The 231-nt window shown below is 59.7% G+C and carries 1 protein-coding gene; it reads right to left on the bottom strand.

The features are described 5' to 3' along the window. A partial coding sequence (locus Q4563_RS23050; protein WP_303606207.1) for an RnfABCDGE type electron transport complex subunit D occupies positions 1-231 on the bottom strand: 231 nt, incomplete at both ends.

The following is a 231-nucleotide window of genomic DNA, read 5'->3' on the forward strand; positions in this document are numbered from 1 at the left end:
GGACAGTGCCCAGTTGGTGGTCATCTGCAGTGGAAAGGAAATCAGCACCAGGGCGTAACCGATCATGGCCGGGTTAAACGGGTTGTTGCCCATGCCGCCGTACAGCTGTTTGGCGAAGATAATCGCAAACGCCGTGGCCACCAGGGTGATCCACCAGGGGGCCAGCGGTGGCAGCGCCAGGCCAATCAGTACCCCGGTGAGCAGGGCGCTGTTGTCTTTCAGGAAGAACAT

It is taken from the genome of Gilvimarinus sp. 1_MG-2023 (assembly GCF_030548285.1).